Consider the following 22,911-nt stretch of genomic DNA (forward strand, 5'->3'; position numbering starts at 1 on the left):
ATGACAGCGACACGTTCACTTGCTGAAAAACTGGCAAGACCTGAACTAATCAACCTTACCCCCTACCAATCAGCTAGGCGTATTGGTGGCCAGGGTGAGATCTGGATTAATGCCAATGAGTCACCGTTTAATAACAGTGACATTGAACAATTAAACCGCTATCCAGAATGCCAGCCACCGGCATTAATCGATGCTTATAGTCGATATGCCGGTGTGAGCAGCGACTCGATTGTCACCAGCCGCGGAGCTGATGAAGCCATCGAATTGCTGATCCGTACATTCTGTATTGCCGGCAAAGACAGTATCGCCTGCTTCGGCCCCACTTATGGCATGTACGCCATTAGTGCACAAACCTGTAATGTGGCAGTCAATGCCCTTGCTTTGACTGACGACTATCAATTACCCACGGATCTGGTGCAGCAAGTGGCCGATGCCAAGCTGGTGTTTATTTGTAACCCCAACAATCCAACCGGCACAATTATTGACCTAGACAGTATTGAAACTGTGGTTAATCAACTGCCAAATGCATTGGTGGTCATCGATGAAGCTTATATTGAGTTTTGTCCTGAATATAGTGCCGCACAACTGGTTGAACAATATGACAATGTAGTGGTGTTACGCACCTTGTCAAAAGCCTTTGCTTTAGCGGGCGCACGATGCGGCTTTATGCTTGCCAACCCTGATATTGTCAACCTGGTAATGCGAGTTATAGCACCTTATCCGGTTCCTAAGCCTGTCGCCGATCTGGCTACTGCAGCACTCAGCGAGCAAGGCATAGCATTAATGCGTCAGCAAGTTGCAACCTTAATCGAGCAAGGCAAACTGCTGAGTCAAGCGTTAAGCAATGCTGGCGCACAAGTATTACCCGCAAACGGAAATTTTGTGCTAGCAAAATTCGATGATATCGCTGCAGTCAAACAACAACTGATAGATGCTGGGATTGTCGCTCGAAGCTATGGAGATGCGCGGTTAGCAGACTGGATTCGATTTAGCTTTGCCAACGACAAACAAACCCAAACTCTTATTAACGTATTTCAATAATGGCGTCGACGGCCAAATAATCATTAAAATTGAAGGTAGAACAGATGAAACAAAAAATCCTATTTATTGACCGCGACGGCACCATTATTGAAGAGCCTGCCATCGACAAACAAGTCGATAGCCTTGCGAAATTGGTGTTTGAGCCAAAGGTTGTTCCGGCATTGCTAAAGCTTCAAGCTGCAGGTTACCGATTGGTCATGGTCAGTAATCAAGACGGTTTAGGCACGCCCTCTTTCCCTAAAGATGATTTCGATGCACCACAAAACATGATGATGCAGATCCTCAATAGCCAAGGCATTGATTTCGATGAAGTGTTGATTTGCCCACACTTTGATGACGAAAACTGCAGTTGCCGTAAACCTAAACTTGGCTTAGTCAAGCGTTACCTCACCGAAGGTTTAGTTGATTTTACCCAATCGGCAGTGATTGGTGACCGAGAAACAGACTTAGGTCTCGCCGATGCCATGGGAATTCAAGGTTTGCAATACAATCGCGACAATCTTGATTGGATGCAAATTTGTGACACACTTTTAAGTAGCTCGCGCAAAGCCAGCGTGACCAGAACGACTAAAGAAACTGATATTCGCGTCAATGTCGATTTAGATAGCGATCAAAAAAGTGTTATCAATACCGGTATTGGCTTTTTTGACCACATGCTTGACCAAATCGCCACCCACGGTAATTTCAAAATGGATGTTAATGTCGACGGCGACCTTGAAATTGACGATCACCACAGTGTTGAGGACACAGCACTTGCCATTGGTGATGCACTGCGTCAAGCATTAGGCGACAAACGTGGTATTGCCCGATTTGGCTTTTCAATCCCAATGGATGAAGCAAGTGCAACTTGCCTACTCGACCTTTCTGGTCGTCCATTTATTAAATTTGAAGGCGACTTTGCTCGAGAAATGGTCGGTGAAATGGCTACTGAGATGGTGCCACATTTCTTTCGCTCATTCGCAGATGGCCTGCGTTGCACCCTGCACTTGTCCACCAGCGGGGATAATGACCACCACAAAGTAGAAAGTTTATTTAAGGTCTTTGGCCGAACGCTTCGTCAAGCGGTGAAAATTGAAGGCGACGCCCTGCCATCAAGTAAAGGTGTACTATGAGTGTAAAAATTTCCGACACCACCGTCATTGTAGACACAGGCTGTGCCAACCTAAACTCGGTGCGCTACGCCTTTGAGCGCCTTGGCGCAAGTGTGGTTGTTACCGATGATTTAGCACAGATAAAGGCCGCCACTCGCGTGGTGGTTCCTGGGGTGGGCACTGCCAAGGCGGCGATGGCGTCACTCAATAACAAAGGCCTAGTTGATACATTGGTGTCGCTAACTCAACCAGTATTGGGTGTTTGTTTAGGGATGCAAATGCTAACTAATCAATCTCAGGAGCGCGGTGATACTGAACAAGACTGCCAATGCCTTGGGTTAATAGACACCCAAATTGCGTTGCTCGACAGCCAAGGTTTACCGCTACCTCACATGGGCTGGAATCAAATCACTGCCACAGATCATCCACTCTTTGCGGGTATTGAGGCGGGTAGCTATGTGTACTTTGTTCACAGCTACCGAGCACCATTAAGCGACTACACCATTGCCAGCAGCACTTATGGTGAACGTTTTAGCGCGGCAATTGCAAAAGATAACTTTATGGGCGTGCAATTTCACCCAGAAAAAAGTGCCGAAGTCGGTGCAAAAATATTACAAAACTTCTTAAATATGGGCGAATCACAAGCCCCACTTATGGAGGCTTCACAATGATAATTCCGGCAATTGACCTCATTGATGGCCAAGTTGTACGCCTATATCAAGGTGACTACAATCAACAAACAACATTTGAATATAGCCCGCTTGCACAACTACAAAGTTATCAAAATCAAGGTGCGCAATGGCTGCACATCGTCGATTTAACCGGCGCAAAAGACCCCAATAAACGCCAAACCGAACTGATCGGTGAATTGGTCAATGGTCTAAACGCTAATATTCAAGTGGGAGGCGGCATTCGTAGTGAGCAGCAAGTCGCAGAACTACTAGAAATTGGTGTTAAACGGGTGGTCATCGGCTCGTTAGCAGTCAAAGAAACCGCTTTAGTACAGTCTTGGTTTAAGAAATATGGCAGCGATGCCATCTGTTTAGCTTTGGATGTCAATATTAACGACCAAGGCGAAAAAATCGTTGCCGTTTCTGGCTGGCAATCCGGAGGCGGTAAAAGCCTTGAGTCTTTGGTTGAAGCCTTCAAACCTTACGGTCTAAAACACGCGTTAGTGACAGACATTAGCCGAGACGGCACCCTGCAAGGTAGCAACACCCAGCTATATCAAGAGATCGTTAACAACTACCCCGACATTCAATGGCAAGCATCCGGCGGCATCGCCAACCTTGATGATGTTGCTGCAGTTCGTGATAGCGGCGCTGCAGGCATCATTGTTGGCAAAGCCCTGTTAATTGATAACTTTACTGTTGAGGAGGCTATCACATGTTGGCCAAACGCATAGTCCCTTGCCTTGATGTTCGCGATGGCAAAGTCGTCAAAGGCGTGCAATTTCGCAATCATGAAATTGTCGGTGATATTGTACCGCTAGCAGAACGTTATGCGATGGAAGGCGCTGATGAGCTCGTATTTTATGATATTACCGCCAGCGCCCATGACCGAGTGGTTGATAAAAGCTGGGTCAGCCGTGTGGCAGAAAAAATTGATATTCCTTTTTGTGTCGCCGGTGGGATTAAAACCATCGCACAAGCACGGGAAAAACTGGCCTTTGGTGCCGATAAGATCTCAGTGAACTCCCCTGCACTATCAGATCCGAGCTTAATTGACCGCTTACAAGACGAATTTGGCCGTCAATGTATCGTGATTGGTATCGACTCCTATTACGACGCCGACAGCGATAGTTATAAAGTCAAACAATTTACCGGTGATGAAGCCGCCACCAAAGACACCCAATGGTACACCCAAGACTGGGTAGAAGAAGTGCAAAAGCGTGGCTGTGGCGAAATCGTACTCAATGTCATGAACCAAGATGGCATTCGCCAGGGTTATGACATTAAGCAGCTATCCATCGTTCGAGCAATTGCTGATGTGCCGCTTATCGCCTCTGGTGGTGCTGGCACCATGGAGCATTTTGCTGAGGTATTTGTTGATGCCAACGTCGATGCCGCATTAGCAGCAAGTGTATTTCACAAAGGCATCATCGATATCAAGGCGCTGAAACGCTTCCTAAACACAGCTGGCGTAACGGTACGCATTTAATACAAGGAACAACAATGACAACCATGGCGCAATTTGAACAACTTGACTGGGAAAAGCAAGACGGGTTAATTCCTGCAGTCGTGCAAAATCACTTAACAGGCAAAGTCCTCATGCTGGGTTATATGGATAAAGCCGCGTTAGCAAAAACAATCGAAACCAAAACGGTCACTTTCTTCAGTCGCAGCAAGCAAAGGTTATGGACCAAAGGCGAAACCTCTGGCAATACGCTCGAGCTAATCGCTATTGATAGTGATTGTGACAATGACAGCCTATTAGTTCAGGTGATCCCAAATGGACCAACTTGCCATCTACAGAGGGAAAGTTGCTGGGCCGATGGTAAAGCCCACCCGTTTATCGACAATTTGGCGTCACTCATCGCTTCACGCAAAGGGCAAGATGCGAAGTCTAGCTACACCGCGCACTTATTTGAACGCGGCACTAAGCGTATTGCCCAAAAAGTGGGTGAAGAGGGTTTAGAAACTGCACTTGCAGCCGCCACCAACGATAAAGCGGAACTGATTGATGAAGCCTCAGATCTGATTTATCACCTATTGGTGCTGCTTGAAGATCAGCAGTTAGGGCTTGAGGATATCCACGCAAACCTACTTAAGCGTCATAGCGAAAAGTAAATGGCGGGTTAAACAGGTCAATACGATGATAAAAGCGCCAATTGGCGCTTTTTTTTATGCTTTTCATGTAAATCACGTTAAAATCGGCGCCACGATGACACAACAGGTAAAACATCATGGCAATTCAATGGTATCCCGGACACATGCACAAAGCACAAAAAGAGATCGCAGAGGTCATGCCTCAGGTCGATTTAGTGATAGAGGTGCTTGATGCGCGTATTCCATACAGTAGTGAAAATCCCATGGTGTCATCGCTACGCGGCGATAAACCCTGTATCAAATTGCTCAACAAATCCGATTTAGCGGATCCCGAAGTGACCCAGCAATGGATTGAGTACCTAGAGCAAGAGCAAGGAGTAAAGGCCATGGCCATTACTACTTTGCAGGCGGCTCAGGTGAAAAAAATCCCCGATCTTTGCCGTAAATTCGTGCCGAATCGCGATAAAATTGAAAAAGACATTCGCACCATGATCATGGGGATACCCAACGTCGGTAAATCCACCATCATCAACACCTTAGCTGGCCGAACTATTGCAAAAACAGGTAACGAGCCAGCTGTGACCAAAGCCCAGCAACGTATCAATTTGAAAAATGGCATTGTGCTGTCAGATACGCCTGGGATTTTATGGCCTAAAGTCGATAACGATAAAAGCAGCTACCGACTAGCCATCACGGGTGCGATTAAAGATACAGCCATGGATTATGAAGATGTGGCGATGTTTGCTGCTGAGTATTTTTTACAAGCTTATCCGCAAGCGATAGCAGCGCGTTATCAATTGGATGCGCTACCAGATACTGATATCGAATTACTTGAAGCCATTGGCCGTAAACGTGGTGCTATGCGCCCAGGTGGTCGAATCGATCTGCATAAAGCCTCTGAGCTGGTTCTGCATGAATTCCGATCTGGCAAAATGGGCCAACTTTCTTTAGAAACGCCAGCGATGGTTGACGTTGAAAAAGTAGAAGTGGCTAAAATCATCGCTGAGAAAGAAGCGAAAAAAGCAGCAAGAAAAGAAAAAGAAGCCTTAAAACGAGCCGGAAAGCGTCACAAATAGCGACATATGTCACTGTGGCTGACTATGTCACTATGGCTGGTTATGTAACTGGCGTTGACTGTGTCATTTGAGCTCGGCTGGCGATAACAAGCTAGTCAGCTCAGATAACTCAGTCATTCTCACTGTGGAGTGTGGCGCTTGACGTTTGCTATCCCCTTGGCATTGACTTTCGGTAGTTAACCAGTAGGTATTTAGCCCCGCTTCATCGGCGGGTATAATATCGTTATCGAGATTATCTCCGACCATAGCAACCTGATCGGCAGCCACATTCAGCTGCGCCAAAATCCTATCAAAAAACACGCGGCTACCTTTGCCAATGCCTAAGTTCTGATAACAGAAATACCCGGCTATATAACTATCTAAATTTACCCGCTTAAATGCAGCGGTAATATCATCCACCACGGAGTCTTGGGCATTGGTTGCCACATAAACCCGATGACTGCGCGACAAAATTTGCAAAGTCTGATGGGCACCTTTTACTGCCTCGACCTTAGGCCAATCACACATTTTGCCGCTCATATTGGGAGTATCAACCATTAGCGTGTTACCCCAATCAAATAATATCACCGGTTTCATCAAATCCCTGTTCCCATCAAGTCATATCATTTAGCTATTCTATCAAGCAACTTATCACAGCTCTCTTCAAGCAAATCTAGCACTAACTCAAAGCCATCACCCGCCCCATAATAGGGATCGGGCACCTCAGTGTAATCACTATCAGAGAACGACAAGATCAAGGCTAATTTATGCTGTAGTGCACTAGGGCAGCGGCGTTGTAGGTCTTGCAAGTTTTGTCTATCAGCAGCAAGAATCAAATCAAATCGCTCAAAATCATCGGGTATCACTTGACGTGCTTGCATACCGTCAAAACTCAAGCCGCGCTTTTTGCCAGCCTGCATAGAGCGTGGGTCCGGCGCTTCACCTTGGTGATGCGCGATGGTGCCTGCCGAATCAATCACAATATCCACACCCCGCTCGGCCGCCTTTGCTCGCATTACAGCTTCTGCCGTAGGCGAGCGACAAATATTGCCCATACAGACGAATAAAACTGATAAGACTTCCATGATATCAATATCCTAATTAAGGTTTAGTGAACGAAAAAGTGAATAGTAATCGCAACCTACATCGTCGATGTTCAGCATTCACAATGATGCTTATATTAACCACAAACGCCAAAAGATCATGTAGTAACTACAAGGCGTTACTCAAAGAAAGCTATCACAAGTTTAATTAAAGTTCACATTGTTAATCCGTCTCGTTATTACAGCACAAGCACTGCAAACTATAGTGCCTGCCTATAACCTATAACCTATGACCTACTACCTAATAGCTATGGCCGTCCCAAAACTGGGATTTTGATTGCGATAATCCGTCCCAGAATCGAGACGATCAAGCTAAGCCTACATTTAAAGAACAGGTAACATACTGAATAAGTGAAGTTTTAATTATTGGCACATAAACTGCTAACTACTTAACGATTAGGTATGTTAAAGCTAAGAGATAACTATGGACATTACTCGTGCAACAAAAAAGGGATCGACTACGCAGCGCACGCGCTGGCTTATAGGCGGTATCGCTACCACTGCGCTTATCTGCGGATTGCTGCTAACCCGTAGCGAAGCATCGCATATGGTAAGCAGAGACACACTACTGACAGACCAAGTCCAAAGGGGCGAAATGCTGGTTACTGTGCGAGGAACAGGCCTATTAGTCCCTAAAGATATTCGCTGGATTGCCACCCATGTTGAAGGGCGGGTTGAACAAATTCTAATTAAAGCTGGCGCACGGGTAAAAACAGGCGACCTTTTACTAGTACTTAGCAATCCCCTACTAGAGCAACAACTGGAAGAAACCAAATGGGAGCTGGAGGAGCTAGAAGCAGAAACTCAAGCGCTACAAGTCGCTATGGAATCTGAATTACTGGACCAACAAGCGGCGGTTGTGAATGAAAAACTCAATTATGAGCGGGCTTTACTCACCTTAAATGCCCACAACCAGTTGCTCGAGCAAGGCATTATTGCTGTTTCAAAAATTGCCCATGAAGAAATTAAGATTGATGTCGACCAATTCAAAAAACGTTGGCAACTTGAGACTCAAAGGCTCAACAAGAGAAAGGAAAATCTAGTCGCTCAACGTCTCGCCTATCAAGCGCGTATAAACAGAATGGAACGCATCTTACACCGAGTGAAAACCCAAGTGGATGCGCTAAATGTCACAGCCAGTATGGACAGTATTGTGCAAGAAATGCCAATGGAACTGGGACAGCAAGTGAATGCCGGCACCAATTTAGCCAAGCTTGCCCGTGATGATAAGTACCTTGCAGAGCTGCGAATACCTGAAAAAAAAGTCAAAGAGGTGGTGGTGGGCCAACGCGTCACCATAGATACACGCAACAGTTTAATCAGTGGCACAGTGCAAAGAATTGATCCTGCGGTGATCAACAGCTCTGTTCAAATTGATGTCGCCTTAGAAGGAGAACTTCCCATTGAGGTAAGGCCTGATCTCACCGTTGAGGGTGTCGTAGAAATTGACCGTATTAGTGACACACTATACGTGCAGCGTCCGATGTTTATTAAAGGCTACAGCCAGAGTGACATCTATTTAATCAATGAAGAAGGAGATTATGCCTACAAAAGAAGTATCAAGTTTGGGCGGATGTCGAGTCGCTATATAGAGGTTCAATCGGGGCTCAAATTGGGTGAAAGCATCATCGTTTCGGATGCTTCTTCGTGGAATCAACATAATCAAATCAAAATCAATTAGGAAGATATTATGAACAATCAACGGTTAGTAGAGCTGACAAACATTAATAAAACATTTGTCACTGATGAAATTGAAACTCAAGCGCTCAGCAACATCAACTTAAAAATCGATAAAGGCGAATACGTGTCAATCACCGGCCCGTCTGGCTGCGGTAAATCAACATTGTTGTCACTCTTAGGCCTACTTGATAACTCCTCAGCCGGCACTTACCTGCTGGCCAGTCACGACGCATCAGACTTAAGCAGAGATGAGCGGGCTCAGATACGCAATAAAGAAATAGGGTTTATTTTTCAGTCATTTAATCTAATCAGCGATTTAACCGTAGCAGAGAATGTCGAACTGCCGTTAACTTATCGCGGCGATATCAGTAAACAAGAAATAGCCAAGATGGTGCGCGAATCACTAGAGAAAGTCGATATGGCGCATAGAGCTAATCACTTCCCTTCCCAGCTATCGGGAGGACAACAACAGCGGGTTGCGGTGGCAAGAGCAATTGCCGGTAAACCCTCGATAATCTTAGCCGATGAGCCGACAGGAAACTTGGACTCCAAGAATGCCCATGCAGTGATGACAATGCTCGACCAGCTTCACGAAGAAGGTGCAACGATATGCATGGTCACCCATGATCCTCGTTCGGCGGATCGTGCTGAGCGCGTGATAGAAGTGTACGACGGCAAAATTGTTGCTGATCAGCTAACCAAAAAGCATCAACAAAACAGTAGCGATTTCTCTGCAATCGCAATTTAGTGATAATAAAAATAATTAAGGAAGATTTATGTCTTTAGGGATCGATATTAAGTACGCGATACGCTTGCTGATGAAAAAGCCAATATTTACCGTCAATTCCATACTGATTGTTGCTGTGGGCCTTAGCTTGACCCTTTATTGCTATTCGTTATTAACCAACTTGGTATTTAAGCCGCTATACCTTAATGGTGAGCAACAAATTATTTCGATAGAAGCGGCCTTCAATGAAAACCATGGCTACCGGACTGGTATAGACCCACTTGATCTCTATCAGCTCAGGAACGAGTCACAATACATAGACAATCTCGGCATTTACCAAGAAGGCACGACCTTAATTGGCGACATTGAGCAAACCAGTAGCACTAAGAAATACAATGCCACGTTAACCGAGTGGAACATTTTTGAATTTGCTGGCGTCCAACCAATATTAGGCCGTGGTTTTAGGCCTGAGGACCACTTTGAAGGTGCTGAGCCCGTTGTGGTATTAAGCCAAACAGTTTGGCAAGACTACTTTTCGGCGAATGAGGCGATAGTGGGCAGTATGATCAGAGTCGATTCGCTGCCCACCAGAGTAGTCGGTGTTATGCCGGCAGGGTTTGCTTTTCCTAGCAGCTCACAAGTCTGGCTTCCTCAGCCGCAGATGAATATTCAGCCGGCCGACAGAGTCCGCACACAAATGTTTGCTTATGCAAGATTAAAACCCAACGCGAGCCTCAAGCAGTTTAACAACGAACTCATTACGCTAAACCAGAGAATTGTCGCTAATCTGCCACAGAATATGGCCTGGCGCGCAACCAGCGACGGTCGCTATATGCGAGCACTGCCCTTTAAGCAAGCCAATACTGATGTCACCCAATATTATAATGTGTTTATGTCTATGTTGATGGTGGTGTTGCTAATCCTGATCCTCGCCTGTATCAATATCGGCAATTTGTTGCTCAGTCGAGTCAACGAACGCTTTAAAGAGATTGCCATACGCGTGGCGCTAGGCGTACCAAGAAAACGACTAGTGCTACAAATGTTGTGGGAGAGTGTATTCATTTGCACGCTTGGCTCATTACTCGCAGTGGTGTTTACCCATTGGGGATTAAGTATCAGTAATGATTACCTATCAACGATGTTTGCGGTCAACAATGCCAAACCTTTTTGGTGGCAACTGACACTCGGTAGCGACGGCCTATGGGTACTTATCCTCACTGTGGTCGTGATGATTTTAGTCACCGGACTCATTCCTGCGTGGCGGGCGCTAAGTGGTGATTTTAATGCCGTACTAAGAGATGGCACCCGCGGAGCGCTGGGAAGAAGTGCTGCCAGAGCCAGCAACGCATTGGTGGTTTCAGAAATATTGCTATCTTGTGTGGTACTCGTCATCGCCACGATTTTGCTATTTAGCAGCTACTCAGCGGGGATAGCCGATTATGGCGTGGAGACACAAGGTCGATTAACCGCTAGATTAGAGCTGCCCTTAGAGAGTTACCCTGAACGAAGCGAAACGGTTGTTGAAGACCGGAAAAAGCGTACAGATTTCTATTACCAACTGAAAGATCAACTCGAAGCACAACCTCATATCGAGGCCGTATCTTTTATGAGTAGTTTACCTGGTACGGGTGAAGGCAGCAGTTACTTCGAAATTCAAGGACGTGCTGCTGATGTCTACAATGAAAACCCCAAAGCCAACACTGAAAGTGTCACCCGAGATGCCTGGCGTGCAGTGGGCATGACTTTGATTGAAGGCCGCAATTTTGACCATAGAGACACGGAAACTGATATGGGCAATGTGATTATTAACGCCTCCATCGCCAAAGATTACTTTGCAGATGGCAATGCTATTGGCAGTCAGATCAGACGAGTATGGTCAACAGGTCATCGTGAATGGCAAACTATTATCGGTGTGGTATCGGACACCTTTCACGGCTCTACCATGCAGACTTCAAGTTCGCGCTATACGATGTACCGCCCAATCGACCGGGATGGTAGAACGCAGATGAACATCGCGGTGCACTACCTAGGCACTGAACACCAAGCTAGAAAAACTTTGCTCGACACCATCAATGCGGTAGACATTAACGTCGGTGCTTACCACATACAAAGCTATCAAAACCTAATTCAACAACCTATGTTGTTGGTATCTGCGGTAAGTAAGATATTTCTGTTTTGCGGTATCGTCGCCTTGGCGCTGGCAGCTAGCGGTATTTACGCCGTCGCTGCAAACTCCGTCACCCAGAGAACACAAGAGATTGGCGTGAGAAAAGCACTAGGTGCCACAGATTCAAAAGTGATTAATTTATTTATGGGCAAAGCATTAATTCAGCTTTTGGTTGGGCTCAGTATGGGGGTGGGTTTATCACTTTGGATAGTAAACTTAATGACAGATGCAATGATATTAGATAATGTAAGTGTAATCATAGGGTTAATTGGGGTGCCACTCTTGATTGCAATCATGGTACTGTTGGCGACTTTTATCCCAACTCAAAAAGCGGTAAGGCTTGAGCCCAGTGTTGCTTTACATCAAGACTAACGCCTCAGATCGATGCTGTATTTAACTCAATCGATAAGTTTCCCGGTGATTTTTACATACTCGTGGTAAAAATCACTGGAACTACATCGATTAAATTGGTTGCTATTCAAGGGAGCTGTATAGGACTAAATGAAACATTCAATCATTATCGCTGATGACGACATCAATATTCTGACTGCGTTAAATTTACTTTTAAAGTCTGAAAACTATGACATAACAACCGTCACTTCACCTGCCGATCTGCTTAGCGCATTAAAGCAAAAAGATTACTCTTTGGCTTTAATCGATCTAAATTACCACCAAGACACCACGTCCGGAGCCGAAGGGTTAGCCCTTATTCGTGCCATTCGCTCCATTGATGAACTTGTGCCCGTTGTGGTCATGACAGGCTTTAGCTGTGTCAATATCGCAGTGGAAGCCATGAAACTCGGTGCTGGAGATTTTATTCAAAAGCCATGGGATAATGACCGTTTACTCAGTGTGTTACAGTCGCAAATTCGGCTTGGCACTAGCGTAAAACAAACGCAGAAACTGACCCAACAAAACACGCTCTTAAGAAAACAATTGTCTGTTACCAGTGACGGGCTGATTGCAGAATCAGGCTCGATGCAAAAAGTACTGGCGCAAATTGAGCTTTTTGCCCGCAGTGAAATGAACATTCTATTTACCGGTGAAAATGGTACTGGTAAAAGTATGCTTGCTGACCACTTACATCAATGCTCTAACCGCAGCAAACACCCCTTTGTTGCCGTCAATATGGGGGCTATCCCTGAGAATCTATTTGAAAGCGAAATGTTTGGCCATGTAAAAGGAGCCTTTACTGACGCCCAAGATAGCCGCATTGGCCGTTTCGAGCTCGCCCAATCCGGCACCCTGTTTTTAGATGAAATTGGCAATGTACCGCTTTCACAACAAAGAAAATTACTTCGAGTTTTAGAAGACCAACAATTTGAAAAAGTGGGCAGTTCTAAAACCATCCAAGCAGACGTTCGCCTTATTTCGGCCACCAATGCTTCGTTAAGTGAACTGATCACTCAAGGACAATTTAGGCAAGACTTGTTGTACCGACTCAACACTGCAGAAATAGCCATACCACCTTTAAGAGCACGCATCGACGACATCATGCCGCTGGCGAGATACTTCCTGAAAAAGTCGTCAAAAAAATATGGTGTTGCCCTTAAAAGAATCGACGATTTAGCCTGTATCGCCATGAAGGCCTATAGCTGGCCAGGAAATATTCGAGAGCTTAGCCACATGATTGAAAGAGCCATATTCTTAAGCCCAAGCAATGTAATAAGGGTACAAGATTTAGGCATAGCAATGACTGAAAGCGCCGCCGCTGAGTTTGATTTTGACAGCCAATGCCTAGCATCTATTGAAAAGCACATTATCAACAGACGGCTTAGTCTCAACGATCATAATGCCATTGAGACCGCCGCGTCCTTAGGCTTAAGCCGCAGTGCCTATTATCGACGTCTTGAAAAATACAATTTGGGCTAATATGAAATCAATGCGTGAGCTTGGCTCTTTTGAAAATCGGCTTTTATTAATAACCCTTGCTGCTGGATTAGTCCCCATTTTACTTATCACATCCAGCGTACAGCTAGTGCACTTAGATGACAATTCAGTGCTTTATGCCGCTAGTATAAGTTTCATCTGGCTGTTTTATTTCGCATTTTATTTAAAGAAAATCGTTGTTAATAAAGTTAGAACCTTAACTAGCGTTGTAGAAGCCTTAACATGTGAAGACTACTCTATGCGCGCAAAAGAGTCTTCATCAAGTGGCGTAATCAATGAGTTAAGTCAGCTCATCAATACATTAGCCAACACCTTTGCCCAACAAAGCCTAATAACCAAAGAAAAGCACATCTTGCTCAATAAAGTGATCAATCAGATCGATGTGGCGATTATCGCCACAGACAGTCGCGACAATGTGACCTTAATGAATCCTGCCGCAGAAAAACTGTTTAATCGTCGTGTTGAACGAATGAAAGGCTGGCCGTTCAGAGAGTTGGGCATACCTGCCACGACACCGGAACACAATAAACAAGTCTTAGAGTTTGACCTCAAAGAGCATAAAAAGAAGATTTATTTGCACCGAGATGAGTACTTTGAAAACGGTATAAAACAGCAACTAATATTCATTACTGATATACAAAACCTATTACGCGAAGAGGAAAGGTTAGCTTGGCAGCGGCTGCTTAGAGTGCTCAGTCATGAAATTAATAACTCCTTGGCGCCTATTGCTTCTATTAGTGCAACTTTAACGCGCTTTACCGAAGCTAATTGTGCCAACTTACCCTCTGAGCTTAATAGCGATCTGCAAAATGGTCTCGGTGTCATACAAGAAAGGGCTAACTCTCTCAATGAGTTTATCCAAAGTTACCAACAACTCGCCAAGGTGCCGCCACCAGAAAAAACGCGGTTTAATTTAGAAAAGTTAGTGCAGTCAATCACGCCGTTGTTTGACAACATCCAGCTTAGAACCGCCAATAGCCCCATCGATATTTATGCCGATGAGGTGCAGATAAAACAAGTGTTGGTCAATTTAATAAAAAATGCGCGCGAGTCTATGAGCTCCCTCCCCGACGGCAAAGTGATCATTTGTCTGCATCGGCACAGCAGTGCTATTGAGATTCAAGTTATCGACAGCGGCTGCGGAATTAGCAATATGGACAATATTTTTGTGCCTTTTTATACCACCAAAGAAAAAGGCACCGGCATCGGATTGGTCTTAAGTAGGCAGTTGGTGGTCAACAATGGTGGCGATTTGGATATACGTAACAATGACAATGGTATCGGCGCTCAAGTCAACATCTATTTTCCAACTAACCAATCCTGACAAGCGTTTTAGTTAAGCCCTAAGTGCCCGCTACCGGACTGACTTTCACTTGACAGCGACCACTGCCATTCAAACTTATTCACACGGATAGGCAGCTGTTTACTATGCACAAAATTGTAAATCAATGTTCCACTATATTGAGGTTTTGATGGGGTATGCTAGCTTGGTAAGCCCTGTTGGTTATTGACGACTTGCGCGTTAGTTACCCTTCGCCACTAAAAACAAAACAATGTAAAGGAAACATGATGAATAAAGGCGTCTATCTGGCTCTGCTATTATCGCCGCTTCTTGCTGCCAATGCACTTGCTAAAGAACTGACTATTGATGCAATCATTGAAAAGCAGTCAGTATTGCAATTAGAAGATGTATTTAGTCTTGAGTATGCATCGGGACTTGAGATCAATGCCGATGGCGATGAAGTGTACTTCATGCGTAACTACATGGATATTATGACTGATAAGAAACTCAGTAATATCTGGAAGGTGAATAAACACAAACAGCTTACCCCTGTGACCAACGGTCAACATGTCGATTATGCACCGACTTTATCACCTGACAACAATATGTTGGCGTATATTTCCACCGCTAGCGGTAGTCCTCAGATCCACATGAAATGGCTTAATGCCGATGCACAAGCGCAGCTTACTCACTTTAGTCATGCACCAAGCAATTTAAGTTGGTCGCCAGACGGTAAGCAGTTGGCATTTACGCGTTTTGTTGAAGGTAAGCGTAAATCAGTGGTCAACCTACCCGGTAAACCTAGCCAAGCAAAGTGGGCCAAACCAGCTGTCTATATTGATGAAATGTATTATCGATTTGACGGTGCAGGCTTTACCAATCCCGGTTATAGCCAAATATTTGTGATGTCAGCACAAGGAGGGTCGGCAAGACAACTTACCCATGAGAACGTCAACCATGGCGGACCACTTGCTTGGAGCAAAGACGGAAAGCAGCTCATTTTTACGGCGAACAAACGCCCTGACAGCGATCTTGCACGTAACGATAGTAATCTATACAAACTCGATATCGCGACACTATCGCAACAGCAGTTAACCGACCGAAATGGTCCTGATAGCAAGCCTGTTGTCTCACCTTCAGGTAAATACATTGCCTATATCAGCTCAGAACAAAAATTCAAAAACTATGAAAATGCGGAAGTTTATATCATGGATTTTGATGGCAGCAATAAACGCTCGCTAACAGCAGATCTTGATCGGTCAGTGAATCAGGTCAAGTGGGCTGCTAATAGTAAAGGTGTGTATCTAAGTTACCATGACCATGGTAAAGCTTATGTGGCTTATCAACCTTTAAAAGGCAAGCGTAAAATCTTAGCCGATGATCTAGGTGGGTTGGCGTTCGGTCGCCCCTACACCGCTGAGCAATTTGATGTCGCTGAAAATGGCACGATTGCATACACCTACTCAGATCCACAACGTCCTGCAGACGTTCGCATAAATCGTAAAGGTAAAAGCCAACAACTTACCCAGCTTAACCAAGATGCACTTGCACACAAGCAATTAGCAAATATCAAAGAGATCACAGTTAACTCATCTGCTGATGGCCGTGATATTCAAGCCTGGGTTGCTTATCCACCAGGTTACGAAGCGGCGAAAAAAACAGGCAAACAGTTTCCTTTAATTCTAGAAATTCACGGCGGACCTGTTACCAATTACGGGCCACATTTTGCTGCTGAAATTCAGTTGATGGCGGCCGCTGGGTACGTTGTGGTCTATGCCAACCCGCGAGGCAGTGACAGTTATGGTAAGGAGTTTGCACAAACCATTCACAATAATTATCCCAGCCAAGATTATGACGACCTGATGTCAGTGGTTGATGGTGTTATTGCTCGCGATGCCATTGATGAAAATGCACTATTTGTCACGGGTGGCTCAGGTGGCGGCGTACTCACCGCCTGGATTATTGGCCATACAGATCGCTTTAAAGCAGCTGTTGTCGCAAAACCGGTTATCAATTGGTACAGCTTTGCTCTGACCACAGACATTTATCCGTTTGTGATAAAAAACTGGTTTGAAAAAATGCCGTGGGAAGACAGTGAGCATTATATGAAACTGTCGCCGATTAGTTACGTGGGTAACGTTACAACGCCAACCATGTTGCTCACCGGCGAAGCTGACTTACGCACGCCGATGGCAGAAACAGAGCAGTTTTACCAAGCCTTAAAGCTACGTAATATTGATACTGCGATGGTTAGGATCCCCGATGCACCCCATGGGATTTACAAGCGCCCAAGTAACTTAATGTCTAAAGTTGCCCATATCCTCTGGTGGTTTGAGCAGTACCAAGACTAACACTTTACACCCTGCACCTTGCACCTTGCACCTTAGTCAATGATTAAGGTGCAAGGCTCATCGATTAATGCTCGGCGCCGCTATGCTTGAGCTATTTTTAGCTACCTTTGCCGCAAAAAGCTGGCATGCCTTGGAATACCACTTGAAGTAACACCATAGTACTTAAACGTGACTAGGCTGCCTATTGGTGGCGGAGACTTTCGCTGAGCCAGAGTAAATCCGCTAGCCAGTTTAAATCGCTTTCCAGAATCTAACTCAACTAATAACGATTTTATTAAATCAGGGTTCCCCCCATAGCCCATCTGGTAGTCTATCACTATGGCTTCTGTATCAAAGTAAGGTTTGATTTTAATTAAATCGAGTTTGTTGTTTAGTCGATATTTTGCATCGGCGCGATGCATCATCAACCCCTCGCCACCCGCGTTAAGCACTCGATTAAACTCGTCGGTTAGCTGCTGCCAATCACTAAACCTTTGCTGCCTGATGACATATAAATGAGGGTGCTTACCGCTAAAATTCAATTTCGCCCATTCAATTCGCTCTGCAAAACTCCCAGGCATCGCCGAAGTATCAAATATCATCAGCTTAAGGTGTTGCCATTGATTTAAATCAACCACTTGGGTTCTTGCGATAGCAGATGCCGTATCAAACTTGCCATAATCAAGCCATAACTCAGCATCGAAGCTAAACGCTGGCAGAGTTTGCGCAATGCTTTCGGGAACGGCTATTGGATTGCCTTGACGGGTGATGAGTTGCATGCCATTCCAATGGGTACGAACACCATCATATTTTTCGCTCACTAGATACTCATCAAGGCGAATATCTTGTGCTTTGCGACCAGCAAACTGTTGTACTTGTATAGAGGTGTACTGGAATCGTTCGCTGGCGCCGTTGGATGTTGCAGTTACTGGCCAAAGTAACACTAAAAAGACGATAGGTAACCCAAGCCAATGATTCAATATGGCAACGGATTTTTGTACCAATACCAGCCAAGGCTTTACAAAGCACTGTGGCTTAGCGCTAATAAAGTTAGCATCAGCCGTTAAGCTGCTTTTATCAATCATACCTATACTCCTCCATGAGTAACTCTTACTAGCGCTTTACACCACAATCACTTAAAGTGCTTTACTGTTAGGCTATGCTTAGCCTGCAAATTGAAACCACATAGACAATATAGCAAAGATAAACGGAAGCTAATGAAACCAACCAATAATCATGGACTGAAACGAGTTATTAGAGCCACTGGGTTTTCAATACAAGGATTAACCAAGGCATGGCGCTATGAAGCAGCGTTTCGTCAAGAAGTTATGTTAGCTGCCATCATGTTACCTATCGCAGCGTTTATCGATGTCACTGTACCTGAGCGTATATTGCTGATTGCCACCGTTTTCTTGGTATTAATTGTTGAGCTCATTAATTCTGCCATCGAAGCAGTTGTCGACCGGATCAGTGATGAAATTCATCCATTAAGTGGCCAGGCAAAAGATGTTGCATCAGCGGCAGTTTTTTTAAGTTTAATGCTATGCGCTATAACCTGGATAATGATTATCTTTCCACTAATCTGGCAATGAAAGATAAAATCTCAAACTGATAACATCGGCTTTGACAGCACATCGCGCTGTGACATTTTGTGACAGCACTGACATTTATCAACATTTCAACGTAAATAACGTCACATTTTTTGATACAAATCATTCACATTTAGACACACTCTGCTATTATAAATCCTCGATAGATGGACCTATCTGATAACAATCAATAACTTACATTAAAATAATAATTATTATGGAGTAACATTGGTGTTCAAGACATGGTCTTTACTCGCAATGTGTTTACTTGCTGCCCCTTGTGTCGCTGACGAACAGGACGTTGCACCTGAGCCAACGCTTGCTGAAAAGCAAAATAAAACCGTCATTCGAATTGGCGGGTTTTATTCTAATTCCAACTCCAGCATGGATGTCACCGATCCACTTTTAGGCCGTGATTTTCAAATCGATTTCGAAGAAGACTTAAAACTAGAAGAATCACAATTTCTGCCTTTCTTTGAATTGTTTTACCACTTTAATGACCGCCATATTGTGTATATGGACTGGAAACAGCTTCACCGCAGTGCAGAAGTCACCCAATTAACTAAACCATTCCAGGTTGAATTAGACGGTACTCTGTATGATTTTAAAGCGGGGAGTAAAATCGATACCACACTGAATATTGATATTGCCCGCATTGGTTATGGGTATAATTTCTATCAGGGCAATAATTATAATATTGGCGTGTCCATCGGTTTACATGCCATGTTCATTAAAACAGGTTTCGAAGGGCAAATCGGGGCCTGTGAAGTGACCACGGCAACCGCGGATTGCCCTACTCTTCCCGTACCTAAAACCGTCGATACTAAAGTGACCGCCCCGTTACCAGACATTGGCCTGTATGGTGATTATGAATTTGCCGACCGATTTAGGTTTACCGCGCATGCACAGTATTTCTACGTCAAACTTGATGATCTAGAAGGTGGTCTAGTTGATGTACGTGCTGGAATTGAAGCTGAAATCACAGAAAACTGGCATATGACGGCCGCCTTTAACTACTATGAAGTCGATGTAGATTACGATCAAAAACTAAAAAATACTGATCTGAATGTTGCTAGCTATAACTTGTATTACAGCTTCATCGGTCCAATGCTGTCGGTGAGTTACCGCTTCTAACCTACTTTGAAGCTTATTATTACGGCCAGTTTAACGACCCAGTTTAGTTTCTCTATCCCTATGGATTTAAGTATAAGCCATCGAATTTCGATGGCTTTTTAATAGTTGATGATCCTTAACCGTAAAAATGATAACACACCATAATGGCGGCAATAATGCCTGCAAAATCTGCTGTTAAGCCACATACTAGTGCGTGACGGCCGTTTCTGATCCCGACCGCACCAAAATAGACCGCCAACACATAGAATGTCGTTTCTGTACTACCTTGGAAAATTGCGGCCAGTTTACCGGCAAAGGAATCAACACCATAATGATCCATTGTTTCTAGCATCATGGCTCTTGCACCTGAGCCACTAAATGGTTTCATCAGCGCTGTGGGCAATGCATCAACAAATCGTGTATCGCCGCCAAGAAGATGGACAATGCTGGCAACCACATATAAAAGGTAATCTAACGCACCAGATGCTCTTAATAGCGCAATGGCGATGAGCATAGCTAATAAATAGGGAATGAGTTTAATAGACTGACCAAAGCCCTCCTTCGCCCCCTCAATAAACTCATCATAAATCGCCACCTTTTTTAATCCTGCAACCAGCACAAAACTAAAAATCAACGCCAGCAGCACTCCGTTGCCAAGCAGTGTGGACACTTCACTAATTGCAGTAACACTTAGCGTACCAAGGTAAAACATCAATGCACTTAAACTGGCAAAGATCACTCCTGCATAACCAATGACGACCGCATTAAGCAGTGAAAGTCGCTGAAAAATAGCCACCACTAATACCCCTGCTAGGGTCGATGCTAAGGTCGCCAGCAAAATAGGTAAAAAGACCTCTGCTGGTGCTGCAGCGCCCTGCTGAGCTCGATATAAAAATACCGTCACAGGTACTAAGGTTACCGAGGAAGTGTTCAACACTAAAAACAAAATCTGTGCATTAGTGGCGACATGTTTTACCGGATTCAGTGATTGCAAATCCTGCATCGCCTTTAAGCCAAGCGGCGTAGCCGCGTTGTCTAAACCCAGCATATTTGCAGTCAAATTCATGGTGACACTGCCATAGGCTTTGTGGCCACGAGGAACTTCAGGCATTAACCGAGCTAACAGCGGTTCGAACAGCTTAGCAAATACCGCCACAACGCCGGCTTTCTCCCCCACTCGCATCAGTCCCATCCACAAAGATAAGACCCCAACTAAGCCTAGGGCGATTTCAGCGGCAAGCTTACTGCTACTAAACAGTGCATTAACTGATTCCGACAATACTTGACTGTTGCCCTGAAGCAGCGACACCGCAATTGCCAACAGTGAAGTGACAAAGAAAATAAACCAAACTCTATTTAACACCGACACTCCTTGTTAATCTCAGCGTCATTGAGGGCATAGATACGACACTGTCTATGATATACTTTCGTTAATATTTCTTGTAGTTAGTCAATATGGTTCAACTAAACAAAAATTTTATCAATAGTATCGCCAAAGATATCCCCGCCCATTTGTCGATGGATGATTTTATCGACTATTGCGCTAGACCATTACGCCCATCTATCAGGGTCAACACCCTTAAAATCAGCAGCGCGGAATTGATAGATCAATTAACTGCTAAGGGTTGGCATTTTGAACCAATTCCTTGGTGCGCCGATGGCTACTGGATAACCGTCGACCCAAGCATCCAAATTGGCAATACCATAGAGCATATTCAAGGCTTATTTTACATCCAAGAAGCCAGTTCAATGTTGCCACCTACTGCACTATTTCCACAAGGCATCGAGGCGCCACAGACTATTTTAGATATGGCGGCGGCCCCCGGATCCAAGACGACTCAACTAGCTGCCTTAATGAATAACCAAGGCCTACTTGTTGCCAATGAGTATTCAGCAAGCCGGGTTAAAGTGCTACATGCTAACCTATTACGGATGGGAGTGAGTAATACCGCTATCACTCACTTTGACGCTAGAGTTTTCGGTGAATACCAGTATGAAACTTTTGACTATATTTTGCTAGATGCCCCCTGCAGCGGCGAAGGCACCGTACGTAAAGATCCAGATGCATTAAAACATTGGGATGAAAGTGAGATAACAGCAATAGCAGATACACAACAAGATTTAATCGAATCTGCATTTCTTGCCCTAAAACCCGGCGGCAGTTTAGTGTACTCAACTTGCACATTAAACCGTACCGAAAATCAGATGATCATGCAGTCCATTATGCAGCGTTATCCTGATGCCGTTCGCTTTGACTCATTAGGTGATCTATTTGATGGCGCCGAGCAAGCATGTACCGAAGAAGGCTTTTTACATGTTTGGCCACAGATATTTGATTGTGAAGGCTTCTTTGTTGCTAAACTCACCAAGTTATGTAGTGTTGAGCAGATTAAACCTCAGCCCAAATTAGCCAAGGTTTTTCCATTTTCGCCAGCAAGTAACAAACAAAGCAGCGAACTTAATCAATATTTTCAGCACACATTTGGTATCTCATTGACCGATAAAGGTGAGCTAATGGTTCGCGATGGTGAGTTTTGGTTGTTCCCCAAAATGCTAAAGCCCCTAATTGGCAAAATGCGCTACCAGCGTATGGGAATAAAAGTGGCAGACCAGCTCAAAAAAGGCTTTAAATCGCGCCACGAAGCACTTGTGGCATTTGGTCAACAAGCGCCATTGTTCGCACTTAATGAAGCTCAAGCCATTGAGTACTTAAAAGGACGAGATATCCCCTTAGCGGAAAAAGTAAAACCTCAAGGTGAAAAGCTGGTTGGTTATTTGGGTGTGCCGCTTGGCATGGTTAAACACTTAGGGAACAAACTGAAAAATAGCCTCCCCCGTGAGCTGGTCAGAGATAATGTTGCTAGATCATCGTAACTGCAATTGCGCCCAAACACATTTTGTTACAATTAGCTTAAGCATGATTGAACAATAATTGAGCAAAAGCTAATTTGTCATCTACACTTTGTGCAGAGACGATACCTAATGAGGTACTCAACAGTAGCGCACGGCTCCGCAAGGAGCCATTCCCCTAGACCCAAAACAATTGGAATAGTTTTGGGTCTTTTTTTATCTCAA

At 44.6% G+C, this 22,911-nt stretch carries 20 protein-coding genes; 16 read left to right on the plus strand and 4 right to left on the minus strand.

Features of this window, described 5'->3' with window-relative positions:
- The 7 genes from hisC (at position 1) to ylqF (ending at position 5,976) form a co-directional block, all read left to right on the plus strand.
- Entirely contained in the window at positions 1 to 1,041 is a 1,041-nt protein-coding gene (gene hisC, locus ACHUFW_RS07990; protein WP_394202032.1) for a histidinol-phosphate transaminase, read from the plus strand.
- A 44-nt stretch (positions 1,042 to 1,085) separates the two neighbouring features.
- On the plus strand, positions 1,086 to 2,153 hold the full coding sequence (gene hisB, locus ACHUFW_RS07995; protein WP_394202033.1) for a bifunctional histidinol-phosphatase/imidazoleglycerol-phosphate dehydratase HisB: 1,068 nt from the start codon (positions 1,086 to 1,088) through the stop codon (positions 2,151 to 2,153).
- A complete protein-coding gene (gene hisH, locus ACHUFW_RS08000) occupies positions 2,150 to 2,803 on the plus strand; it encodes an imidazole glycerol phosphate synthase subunit HisH (RefSeq protein WP_394202034.1) in 654 nt (217 codons plus the stop codon). Before hisB ends, hisH begins: the two co-directional genes overlap by 4 nt.
- Positions 2,800 to 3,537: a 1-(5-phosphoribosyl)-5-[(5-phosphoribosylamino)methylideneamino]imidazole-4-carboxamide isomerase gene (gene hisA, locus ACHUFW_RS08005; RefSeq protein WP_394202035.1), complete on the plus strand. Its 738-nt coding sequence runs from the start codon at positions 2,800 to 2,802 to the stop codon at positions 3,535 to 3,537. The genes hisH and hisA overlap by 4 nt, the downstream gene beginning before the upstream one ends.
- Positions 3,519 to 4,292 carry an imidazole glycerol phosphate synthase subunit HisF gene (gene hisF / locus ACHUFW_RS08010; protein WP_394202036.1) on the plus strand — a complete coding sequence of 258 codons (774 nt, stop codon included), beginning with the start codon at positions 3,519 to 3,521 and terminating at the stop codon, positions 4,290 to 4,292. The genes hisA and hisF overlap by 19 nt, the downstream gene beginning before the upstream one ends.
- Before the next feature lie 14 nt (positions 4,293 to 4,306).
- Positions 4,307 to 4,921 carry a bifunctional phosphoribosyl-AMP cyclohydrolase/phosphoribosyl-ATP diphosphatase HisIE gene (hisIE, locus tag ACHUFW_RS08015; protein WP_394202037.1) on the plus strand — a complete coding sequence of 205 codons (615 nt, stop codon included), beginning with the start codon at positions 4,307 to 4,309 and terminating at the stop codon, positions 4,919 to 4,921.
- Between the two features lie 116 nt (positions 4,922 to 5,037).
- Complete coding sequence (gene ylqF, locus ACHUFW_RS08020; RefSeq protein WP_394202038.1) at positions 5,038 to 5,976, plus strand: ribosome biogenesis GTPase YlqF; 939 nt, start codon at positions 5,038 to 5,040, stop codon at positions 5,974 to 5,976.
- 63 nt (positions 5,977 to 6,039) lie between these two features.
- On the opposite strand, the gene ACHUFW_RS08025 is transcribed toward ylqF, so the two are convergent.
- Entirely contained in the window at positions 6,040 to 6,552 is a 513-nt protein-coding gene (locus ACHUFW_RS08025; RefSeq protein WP_394202039.1) for an HAD family hydrolase, read from the minus strand.
- A gap of 26 nt (positions 6,553 to 6,578) precedes the next feature.
- A complete protein-coding gene (locus tag ACHUFW_RS08030; RefSeq protein WP_394202040.1) occupies positions 6,579 to 7,040 on the minus strand; it encodes a low molecular weight protein-tyrosine-phosphatase in 462 nt (153 codons plus the stop codon).
- Positions 7,041 to 7,482: 442 nt separating this feature from the next.
- Between ACHUFW_RS08030 and ACHUFW_RS08035 the strand changes: the two genes are divergently transcribed.
- The 6 genes from ACHUFW_RS08035 (at position 7,483) to ACHUFW_RS08060 (ending at position 17,155) form a co-directional block, all read left to right on the plus strand.
- Positions 7,483 to 8,739, plus strand: a complete 1,257-nt coding sequence (locus ACHUFW_RS08035) for an efflux RND transporter periplasmic adaptor subunit (RefSeq protein WP_394202041.1) — start codon at positions 7,483 to 7,485, stop codon at positions 8,737 to 8,739.
- Between the two features lie 9 nt (positions 8,740 to 8,748).
- Complete coding sequence (locus tag ACHUFW_RS08040; protein WP_394202043.1) at positions 8,749 to 9,486, plus strand: ABC transporter ATP-binding protein; 738 nt, start codon at positions 8,749 to 8,751, stop codon at positions 9,484 to 9,486.
- A gap of 28 nt (positions 9,487 to 9,514) precedes the next feature.
- Complete coding sequence (locus ACHUFW_RS08045; RefSeq protein ID WP_394202044.1) at positions 9,515 to 12,004, plus strand: ABC transporter permease; 2,490 nt, start codon at positions 9,515 to 9,517, stop codon at positions 12,002 to 12,004.
- Positions 12,005 to 12,133: 129 nt separating this feature from the next.
- Entirely contained in the window at positions 12,134 to 13,504 is a 1,371-nt protein-coding gene (locus tag ACHUFW_RS08050) for a sigma-54-dependent transcriptional regulator (RefSeq protein ID WP_394202045.1), read from the plus strand.
- A gap of 1 nt (position 13,505) precedes the next feature.
- The gene (locus ACHUFW_RS08055; RefSeq protein ID WP_394202046.1) at positions 13,506 to 14,846 is read left to right on the plus strand and encodes a sensor histidine kinase; all 1,341 of its coding nucleotides are present in this window, start codon (positions 13,506 to 13,508) and stop codon (positions 14,844 to 14,846) included.
- 245 nt (positions 14,847 to 15,091) lie between these two features.
- Positions 15,092 to 17,155, plus strand: coding sequence for a S9 family peptidase (locus ACHUFW_RS08060; protein ID WP_394202047.1), 2,064 nt, complete (start codon positions 15,092 to 15,094; stop codon positions 17,153 to 17,155).
- 101 nt (positions 17,156 to 17,256) lie between these two features.
- Here ACHUFW_RS08060 and ACHUFW_RS08065 read toward each other — a convergent pair whose 3' ends face one another.
- On the minus strand, positions 17,257 to 18,219 hold the full coding sequence (locus ACHUFW_RS08065) for a DNA ligase (RefSeq protein WP_394202049.1): 963 nt from the start codon (positions 18,217 to 18,219) through the stop codon (positions 17,257 to 17,259).
- A 132-nt stretch (positions 18,220 to 18,351) separates the two neighbouring features.
- On the opposite strand from ACHUFW_RS08065, the gene ACHUFW_RS08070 reads away from it, so the two are divergent.
- Positions 18,352 to 18,726, plus strand: a complete 375-nt coding sequence (locus ACHUFW_RS08070) for a diacylglycerol kinase (RefSeq protein ID WP_394202050.1) — start codon at positions 18,352 to 18,354, stop codon at positions 18,724 to 18,726.
- 255 nt (positions 18,727 to 18,981) lie between these two features.
- Positions 18,982 to 19,857, plus strand: a complete 876-nt coding sequence (locus ACHUFW_RS08075) for a DUF481 domain-containing protein (RefSeq protein WP_394202269.1) — start codon at positions 18,982 to 18,984, stop codon at positions 19,855 to 19,857.
- A 115-nt stretch (positions 19,858 to 19,972) separates the two neighbouring features.
- Here the strand turns inward: ACHUFW_RS08075 and ACHUFW_RS08080 are convergent, their stop codons facing one another.
- The gene (locus ACHUFW_RS08080; RefSeq protein WP_394202052.1) at positions 19,973 to 21,199 is read right to left on the minus strand and encodes a nucleoside recognition domain-containing protein; all 1,227 of its coding nucleotides are present in this window, start codon (positions 21,197 to 21,199) and stop codon (positions 19,973 to 19,975) included.
- Between the two features lie 92 nt (positions 21,200 to 21,291).
- On the opposite strand from ACHUFW_RS08080, the gene rsmF reads away from it, so the two are divergent.
- Positions 21,292 to 22,710: a 16S rRNA (cytosine(1407)-C(5))-methyltransferase RsmF gene (gene rsmF / locus ACHUFW_RS08085; protein ID WP_394202054.1), complete on the plus strand. Its 1,419-nt coding sequence runs from the start codon at positions 21,292 to 21,294 to the stop codon at positions 22,708 to 22,710.
- Positions 22,711 to 22,911 lie beyond the last annotated feature (201 nt).

The sequence above is a fragment of the Shewanella waksmanii genome (genome assembly GCF_043643685.1).
GTDB lineage: Bacteria > Pseudomonadota > Gammaproteobacteria > Enterobacterales > Shewanellaceae > Shewanella > Shewanella waksmanii_A.

What these genes read in the sequence shown, in the direction of transcription:
- hisH (WP_394202034.1), top strand. Translation starts at nt 2,150, where the DNA reads ATGAGTGTAAAAATTTCCGACACCACCGTCATTGTAGACACAGGCTGT.
- ylqF (WP_394202038.1), top strand. Translation starts at nt 5,038, where the DNA reads ATGGCAATTCAATGGTATCCCGGACACATGCACAAAGCACAAAAAGAG.
- ACHUFW_RS08040 (WP_394202043.1), top strand. Translation starts at nt 8,749, where the DNA reads ATGAACAATCAACGGTTAGTAGAGCTGACAAACATTAATAAAACATTT.
- hisC (WP_394202032.1), top strand. Translation starts at nt 1, where the DNA reads ATGACAGCGACACGTTCACTTGCTGAAAAACTGGCAAGACCTGAACTA.
- ACHUFW_RS08030 (WP_394202040.1), bottom strand. Translation starts at nt 7,040, where the DNA reads ATGGAAGTCTTATCAGTTTTATTCGTCTGTATGGGCAATATTTGTCGC.
- ACHUFW_RS08050 (WP_394202045.1), top strand. Translation starts at nt 12,134, where the DNA reads ATGAAACATTCAATCATTATCGCTGATGACGACATCAATATTCTGACT.
- ACHUFW_RS08075 (WP_394202269.1), top strand. Translation starts at nt 18,982, where the DNA reads ATGTGTTTACTTGCTGCCCCTTGTGTCGCTGACGAACAGGACGTTGCA.
- hisF (WP_394202036.1), top strand. Translation starts at nt 3,519, where the DNA reads ATGTTGGCCAAACGCATAGTCCCTTGCCTTGATGTTCGCGATGGCAAA.
- ACHUFW_RS08065 (WP_394202049.1), bottom strand. Translation starts at nt 18,219, where the DNA reads ATGATTGATAAAAGCAGCTTAACGGCTGATGCTAACTTTATTAGCGCT.
- rsmF (WP_394202054.1), top strand. Translation starts at nt 21,292, where the DNA reads ATGGTTCAACTAAACAAAAATTTTATCAATAGTATCGCCAAAGATATC.
- ACHUFW_RS08025 (WP_394202039.1), bottom strand. Translation starts at nt 6,552, where the DNA reads ATGAAACCGGTGATATTATTTGATTGGGGTAACACGCTAATGGTTGAT.
- hisA (WP_394202035.1), top strand. Translation starts at nt 2,800, where the DNA reads ATGATAATTCCGGCAATTGACCTCATTGATGGCCAAGTTGTACGCCTA.
- hisB (WP_394202033.1), top strand. Translation starts at nt 1,086, where the DNA reads ATGAAACAAAAAATCCTATTTATTGACCGCGACGGCACCATTATTGAA.
- ACHUFW_RS08035 (WP_394202041.1), top strand. Translation starts at nt 7,483, where the DNA reads ATGGACATTACTCGTGCAACAAAAAAGGGATCGACTACGCAGCGCACG.
- ACHUFW_RS08060 (WP_394202047.1), top strand. Translation starts at nt 15,092, where the DNA reads ATGAATAAAGGCGTCTATCTGGCTCTGCTATTATCGCCGCTTCTTGCT.
- ACHUFW_RS08055 (WP_394202046.1), top strand. Translation starts at nt 13,506, where the DNA reads ATGAAATCAATGCGTGAGCTTGGCTCTTTTGAAAATCGGCTTTTATTA.
- ACHUFW_RS08045 (WP_394202044.1), top strand. Translation starts at nt 9,515, where the DNA reads ATGTCTTTAGGGATCGATATTAAGTACGCGATACGCTTGCTGATGAAA.
- hisIE (WP_394202037.1), top strand. Translation starts at nt 4,307, where the DNA reads ATGACAACCATGGCGCAATTTGAACAACTTGACTGGGAAAAGCAAGAC.
- ACHUFW_RS08070 (WP_394202050.1), top strand. Translation starts at nt 18,352, where the DNA reads ATGAAACCAACCAATAATCATGGACTGAAACGAGTTATTAGAGCCACT.